This window comes from Bradyrhizobium sp., from assembly GCF_049586575.1.
In the GTDB taxonomy this organism is placed as follows: domain Bacteria; phylum Pseudomonadota; class Alphaproteobacteria; order Rhizobiales; family Xanthobacteraceae; genus Bradyrhizobium.
The window spans coordinates 1-6,788 of the sequence record NZ_JBAVCF010000628.1; the positions used below are offsets into that span (position 1 = coordinate 1).

At 63.0% G+C, this 6,788-nt stretch carries 7 protein-coding genes; 5 read left to right on the plus strand and 2 right to left on the minus strand.

The annotated features are described in order from the left end of the window. The coding region (locus WB528_RS23265) for a transporter substrate-binding domain-containing protein (RefSeq protein WP_423891096.1) at nt 1–799 on the plus strand (799 nt) is incomplete at its 5' end. A gap of 159 nt (nt 800–958) precedes the next feature. Continuing rightward, entirely contained in the window at nt 959–2,599 is a 1,641-nt protein-coding gene (locus WB528_RS23270) for a lysine--tRNA ligase (RefSeq protein WP_423891098.1), read from the plus strand. On the opposite strand, the gene WB528_RS23275 is transcribed toward WB528_RS23270, so the two are convergent. Further along, nucleotides 2,596–3,525, minus strand: a complete 930-nt coding sequence (locus WB528_RS23275; protein WP_423891099.1) for a 2-dehydropantoate 2-reductase — start codon at nt 3,523–3,525, stop codon at nt 2,596–2,598. The genes WB528_RS23270 and WB528_RS23275 overlap by 4 nt on opposite strands. Before the next feature lie 255 nt (nt 3,526–3,780). On the opposite strand from WB528_RS23275, the gene WB528_RS23280 reads away from it, so the two are divergent. The 3 genes from WB528_RS23280 to WB528_RS23290 all read left to right on the plus strand — a co-directional run bounded on the left by WB528_RS23280 (nt 3,781) and on the right by WB528_RS23290 (nt 6,099). Continuing rightward, nucleotides 3,781–4,563 (plus strand): class II aldolase/adducin family protein, encoded by a 783-nt coding sequence (locus WB528_RS23280; protein WP_423891101.1) that lies wholly within the window; start codon nt 3,781–3,783, stop codon nt 4,561–4,563. Nucleotides 4,564–4,660: 97 nt separating this feature from the next. After that, the gene (locus WB528_RS23285; protein WP_423891104.1) at nt 4,661–5,005 is read left to right on the plus strand and encodes a DUF952 domain-containing protein; all 345 of its coding nucleotides are present in this window, start codon (nt 4,661–4,663) and stop codon (nt 5,003–5,005) included. Then, the gene (locus tag WB528_RS23290; protein ID WP_423891106.1) at nt 5,002–6,099 is read left to right on the plus strand and encodes a quinone-dependent dihydroorotate dehydrogenase; all 1,098 of its coding nucleotides are present in this window, start codon (nt 5,002–5,004) and stop codon (nt 6,097–6,099) included. The genes WB528_RS23285 and WB528_RS23290 overlap by 4 nt, the downstream gene beginning before the upstream one ends. Here the strand turns inward: WB528_RS23290 and WB528_RS23295 are convergent. Then, nucleotides 6,096–6,788 (minus strand): MBL fold metallo-hydrolase (locus tag WB528_RS23295; RefSeq protein WP_423891108.1); only part of this gene is annotated, 693 nt, incomplete at its 5' end. The genes WB528_RS23290 and WB528_RS23295 overlap by 4 nt on opposite strands.

A 6,788-nucleotide genomic window follows, 5' to 3' on the forward strand; every position in this document is an offset into this window, starting at 1 on the left:
TCTCAGCGCGCCCAAGCCGGTGGCCGGAGCCGCCCCGCAGGCGGTGCCTGGCTTCTGGGATCCGCGGCGCCGGCCGGACCGGCCGGATCTGTCGCGTCTCACGGTGATCCGGTTTTTGACCGAGACCGATTATCCGCCCTTCAATTTCACCGGCCCCGATGGCAATCCCGCCGGCTTCAATGTCGACCTGGCGCGGATGATCTGCGACGAGATCAAGGTCACCTGCACCATCCAGATGCGGCGCTTCGAGACTTTGCTCGATGCGATTTCGAGCAATCGCGGTGACGCCATCATTGCGTCGCTGGCGGTGACGCCGCAACTGCGCGCGCGTCTCGACTTCAGCGACCCCTATTATCGCGCGCCGGCGCGGTTCGTGTCGCGGCGGGATTCGGTGATGCGCGAGGTGCGTCCGGAATTTCTCGAGGGCCGCAAGGTCGGCGTCATCGCGGGCACCTCGCATGAGGCCTATCTGAAGGCGATGTTCACCGATGCGGAATTGCACTCCTATCCGAACGACGAGGCGCTGCGGACGGCGCTGCGTCGCGGTGAGATCGATTTCATTTTTGGTGACGCGATCTCGCTCGCGCTCTGGATCAACGGCACGGACTCAGCCGACTGCTGCGCGTTCTCGGGCGGGCCTTTTGTCGAAAGCCGCTATTTCGGTGAAGGCGTCGGGATTGCCGTGCGCAAGGGCAACGACCTGTTGCGGCAGGCGTTGAATTGGGCGCTGTTCCGGCTGTGGGAAAAAGGCCGCTACACCGATCTGTGGCTGCGTTATTTCTCAGTCAGCCCGTTTTAGGGTTGTTCATAACCCGGCGTCGTCCCCGCGAAAGCGGGGACCCATAACACAGGCGTCCGTTGTTGCGCGACCCGGTGGCTTGGCCTGGACGACCAGATTTTGTAGCCGTTTTGCATTTTGGCGCGAAAACGCTAGTTTCCGCGGCCTTGGAGACTCTTGATGTCCGTGACCGAACTTTCAGCCAGCCCGAGCGACCTGCGCGCGCTCGCCGAACAATCCAACGCCTGGCCGTTCGAGCAGGCGAAGGCGATTGTGGCGCGGCTGAAAAGGAAGCCGAAGGAAGAGGTGCTGTTCGAGACCGGCTACGGTCCGTCGGGCCTGCCGCATATCGGCACCTTCGGCGAGGTCGCGCGCACCACCATGGTGCGCCACGCCTTCCGCGTGCTGACCGAAGACAAGATCAAGACGCGCCTGCTGGCGTTCTCCGACGACATGGACGGGCTGCGCAAGGTGCCGGACAACGTGCCGAACAAGGAGATGCTGTCGGAATATCTCGGCAAGCCGCTGACGAAGGTGCCGGATCCCTTTGGCACCCATTCCAGTTTCGGCGCGCACAATAATGCGCGGCTGATGGCGTTTCTCGACACCTTCGGCTTTGACTATGAATTCGCCAGTTCGACCGACTACTACACCTCGGGAAAATTCGATACGACGCTCCTGAGGATGCTGGAGCGGATCGAGAAGGTGATGGCGATCATGCTGCCGTCGCTGCGCGAAGAGCGCGCGGCAAGCTATTCGCCGTTTTTGCCGATCTGTCCGCGCACCGGTGTGGTGCTACAGGTGCCGATCGTATCTCACGACGTCAAGGCCGGTACGATCTCCTATGACGATCCGGAGACGAAGGAGCGCGTCACGCTTCCCGTCACCGGCGGGCATTGCAAGCTGCAATGGAAGCCGGACTGGGCGATGCGCTGGTTTGCGCTCGGCGTCGACTATGAAATGGCCGGCAAGGACCTGATCGATTCGGTCAAGCTCTCCGGGAAAATCTGCGCGGCGCTCGACGGCACGCCGCCGGAAGGCTTCAACTACGAGCTTTTCCTCGACGAGAAGGGCCAGAAGATCTCGAAGTCGAAAGGCAATGGCCTCACCATCGACGAATGGCTGCGCTACGCGTCGCCGGAATCCTTGTCGCTGTTCATGTACCGCGAGCCGAAGGCGGCCAAGCGGCTTTACTTCGACGTGATCCCGCGCAACGTCGACGATTACCAGCAATTCCTCGAAGGATTTCCGCGCCAGGACGCGCGGCAGCAGCTCGGCAATCCGGTATGGCACATCCATGCCGGGCATCCGCCGAAAGCCGACATGCCGGTCACGTTCCAGCTCTTGCTGACGCTGGTGTCGTCATCGAATGCCGAGAATGCCTCGACGCTGTGGGGGTTCATTGGACGTTATCGGCCGGGTGTGACGCCTGCGACCCATCCCAGGCTCGATGCGATGGTCGGCTACGCCATCAACTACTATCGCGACTTTGTGGCGCCGACGAAACGATTCCGTGAGCCGACGGAGGGCGAGCGCGCCGCATTGCAGGATTTGCGCGATGCGCTTGCGAACATGCCCGACGGATCGAGCGCGGAGGATATCCAGAACGTCGTCTACGAGATCGGCCGCCGCGAGCCGTTTCTCGATGCGATAAAGAAGGGCAAGGACGGCCGGCCGGGCGTGTCGCTCGACTGGTTCAACATGCTCTATCAGGTGCTGCTCGGTCAGGAGAAAGGCCCGCGCTTCGGCTCGTTCGTCGCGGTCTATGGCCTTGCGAATGCCGTCGCGATGATCGATGGCGCGTTGGCGCGGTCGGCCTAACTGCCTTTTGGCGCAGGCGAAGCGCTTGCCGCACGCGCGAGTGTGAGCAGCATGCGCAGAAGCGGCGTCGGCACACGATGACGTTCCGCGGCTTCCACGACGGCGCCCGTCAGCGCATTGATCTCGAGCGGACGGCCCGCAAGGCGATCGAAATACATCGAAGAGCCGGCGTCGGGCGGGATGGCTGTGAGCCTCGCCATCGTCTGTGCGGCCTCGTCGGCTGCGAGCCGCGCGCCATCGGCCCGTCCGACTGTGGCGGCCTCTTCCAGCAGCGCCAGGCAAAGCGCTGCAACATCGTCGCGCCGAAATACCGCGTTCCGTTGCAGCGTGAGCGCGGAGACGGGATTTCCAACCGCGTTGACCAACAGCTTTCGCCACGCCAGGGTCTTGAAGTCGGCGCTCAAGAGGGTCCGCAGCGGCGTACCGTAGAGCAGCGTCGCGAACGCTTTTCCATCCGTGCCGTCGGCAACGGCGAAGTCGTATTCGCCGCCGCGGCGGTAACGAACCCGATCGGGCGCCAGCCGCTCGCCGTTGTAGTAGACGATCGTCGGGACCACGATCGCATCGCCAATGAATGGCGCGAGGCTTTCGGCGTGCCCGATGCCATTTTGCAGCGCTGCGACCCGCGTCGCCGGGCCGCACATCCGTTGCAGCCACGGCCCGCTCGATGCCGTGTCCTGGACCTTGGTGCAGAGGAGGACCCAATCCTGCGGTTGCGCCCGGGACGGATCGATCAATGCGCGGATCGGCGACTCGATCGTACCCTCGATCCGCTCGACGGTCATTCGCTCGATGGGGCGCCTGACGCACGCGACGATGTCATGCCGTTTGGCCGCACCCAGCAACCCGGCGACCACGCCGCCGATGCTGCCGAGCCCAATGACGGCAATGCGTTGGCGTTCGGAATTGGCGGCTGTTGGCGGCATGTGCGGTCTCGGTGAATTCTCTCCAGGCTACCTGCTGAATTGGTGCAGCGCCATGCGCATTCAAGCCACAAAACTGCAAAGCAAGATGGCCGGTCTGCGGCAATTTCAACTGATGTCGCCGCCGAACTGGATTATGATGGGTAATATCAGGCCTGATCGGTCAGAGCGACATGGACCGGAAGATCATGGACCAGAAGATCATGGACCAGAAGATCATGGACCAGAAGATAAAGAACCAATCAAGCGGAGGATGCCATGCAGTTCAGGGTTTTGCCGGAGACGGTTTCGGATAGCAGCGCCGAGCAATGGCAGGCGCGGGTCGATCTCGCGGCGGCGCACCGTCTCGCCTACATGCACGGCTTCAACGAAGGTATTTTCAATCACCTGACCTACGTGGTTCCCGGCCAAAGCGACCGCTACTACCAAATCCCCTTCGGCACGCACTGGTCGGAAGTCACCGCCTCCTGCTTCATGGAAGTCGGCATCGACGATGGCGAGGTCAAGCGCGGCGAGGGCGATGTCGAGCGCTCCTGCTTTTGCATCCATGCGCCGATCCACAAGGCGCTGCCGCAGGCCAAGGCGGTGTTTCACACCCACATGCCGTTTGCGAGTGCGCTGACGCGTCTGGAGGACCCGCGCATCAAGGAAATCGGTCAAACCGAAGTGGGCATGTCCGGCAAGATCGCCTATGACGACGAATATACCGGCCCTGCGCTCGATCCGGCCGAAGGCGCTCGGCTCGCGAAAGTCATCGGCGACAAGACCATCCTGTTCATGGCCAACCACGGCATCTCGACCGTCGGCCAGACCGTTGCCGAGGCCTATGACCGGCTCTATTACATCGAGCGCGCCGCCCAGGTGCAGATCTACGCGATGTGGACCGGCCAGCCGCTCAAGAAGCTGCCGGAACCGGTGGTCGAGAAGACCAAGCGGGATATCAGCGGAACGCGCTTCTATGCCAGCCTGTCCCCGGCGCAACGGCATTTTGCGGCGCTCAAGCGCATCCTCGACCGCAACGAGCCGGACTACGCGACCTAGGCCGACTGAAGCCTCTTGAGGACCGGCTTGCCATTTGACGCCGTCCCTGCGAAATCAGGGCATTGCGGCTGAAAGCGGCGAGGGGGATTAGGGCTTCGTGCGTAAGATCTACAAGATCTGCCCGGCTTCGGCCTGGCGCGAAGCGGAGCGGCAGGGCGTGTTCCGGGGCAGCCCCGTCGATCTCCGCGACGGCTTCATCCATTTCTCGACCGCTTCGCAGGTCGGAGAGACCGCCCGAAAACATTTTTCCGGCCAGACCGGCCTGTTCCTGATCGCGGTCGACGCCGACGCGCTTGGCGATGCGCTGCGATGGGAGCACTCGCGCAACGACGAATTGTTTCCGCATCTCTATGGTGAACTCGATCTCGGCGCGGTCGCGGGCGTCCTTTCGATGCGCGCGCGGTCCGACGGCTTTCACGACATTCCGGAGCTTGAGCCGTGATCCGCGCCTTTGATGCCGTATCGCTGCCGCTGCTGCGTTGGCTCGATCCCGAGGATGCGCACAAGTTGGCCGTGCAGGGCTTGAAACTGCTGCCGCCGGCGCCGCCGCGGGGCGACGATTCAAAACTCGCGGTGCGGGCCTTCGGCCTGAATTTTCCCAACCCGATCGGCATGGCGGCGGGTTTTGACAAGAACGGCGAGGTGCCGGATGCGGTGCTGCGCCTCGGCTTCGGCTTTATCGAGATCGGCACGGTGACACTGAAGCCGCAAAGCGGCAATCCGCGGCCGCGAATTTTCCGGCTGGAGCGCGATGAAGGCATCATCAATCGCCTCGGGTTCAACAGCGACGGCGCGGACGTCGTGTTGCGGCGGCTCGCGGCGCGCGCGCATCACGGCGGCATCGTCGGCGTCAATATCGGCGCCAACAAGGACTCTCCCGATCGCAACGCCGACTACGTCAAGCTGATCGAAACCTTTGCGCCGGTGGCGAGCTATTTCACCGTGAACGTGTCCTCGCCCAATACGCCGGGCCTGCGCAGCCTTCAGCAGGCGGACGCGCTCGACGATCTGCTGGCGCGGGTGATCGACGCGCGGGAGCGGGTGCGAAAGAACGCCGGCGATTCGCCGATCCTGCTGAAAATCGCGCCGGACCTCAGCCTCGCCGAGCTCGACGACGTGGTCCACATCGCGCGCTCGCGCCGCGCCGACGGCATGATCGTGACCAACACGACGCTCGGGCGGCCCTCGACTTTGCGCGAGCAGAATCGCGCCAAGGAGGGGGGCGGACTCTCAGGCCGTCCGCTGTTTCGGCTATCGACGCGGATGGTGGCGGAGACCTATGTCAGGACGGAGGGGGCGTTTCCGCTCATCGGCGTCGGCGGTATCGATTCCGGCGGCGGTGCGCTAACCAAGATCCGCGCCGGTGCCAGCCTGATTCAGCTTTATTCGGCGCTGGTCTACAAGGGATTGGGTCTTGTCGAGGACATCAAGCGCGATCTTTCCTCAACCTTGCTACGGACAGGCCGCGATCAGCTTTCCGAAATCGTCGGCGCGGATGCGGCCACGATCACCGCCGAGGACTGGCCGGTGACCTAGAGCTCGATGACGAGGCCATCGCTCGCGGCCTCATAAGGCAAACGGCCAAGCCGTTCGAGCATGTCGTCGCTCATATGCGTCAGGATCAACCGCTTCGGCTTGATTTCACCAAGCCGCGCTTCAAGCGCCTTCAGGCTGAGGTGATTTTTGACCGGCCTGTCGAAGGTATAGGCCTCGGCGATGAGGAGATCGGCGGCCAAGCCCAACGGGATCAGCGCCTCGGTCCATTCGGTGTCGGCGGTATAGGCGATGGTTCGCCCCTCGGTCTCGATCCGGTAGCCCAGGAAGGGGCCGCCGGATTCGCCATGCACCACGGGAAATGGCGTGACGCTGACGGCGCCGAGCTGGGCCGTTGCTTCGGGCATAAGCGTAACGATGTTGACGTCGAACCGCTGCTTTGTCTTCGACGAGTTCTCGAACATCACCTCCATCGCCTGTTTGAGGCGTATCTCGATTCCTTCCGGCCCTGCTATCGTCAGCGGCCGGGTCCTTCGGGTGAATTGCGCGTCCAGCAGCAGGAACGGCAGGCCGGCAAAATGGTCGCCGTGGAAATGCGTGATGAGGATAAGATCGAGTTCGTCTCTGGCAATGCCCTGGTGTTTCAACGCTGGTAGCGACGTTGCCCCGCAATCGATCAGAAAGTTGACGCGCTCGCCCAGGACGTGAAAGCAGGTGTTGTTCCTGCCGCC

Bases quoted from the DNA above. Each gene is read 5' to 3' on its own strand.
- WB528_RS23270 (WP_423891098.1), top strand. From the start codon at position 959: ATGTCCGTGACCGAACTTTCAGCCAGCCCGAGCGACCTGCGCGCGCTC.
- WB528_RS23275 (WP_423891099.1), bottom strand. From the start codon at position 3,525: ATGCCGCCAACAGCCGCCAATTCCGAACGCCAACGCATTGCCGTCATT.
- WB528_RS23280 (WP_423891101.1), top strand. From the start codon at position 3,781: ATGCAGTTCAGGGTTTTGCCGGAGACGGTTTCGGATAGCAGCGCCGAG.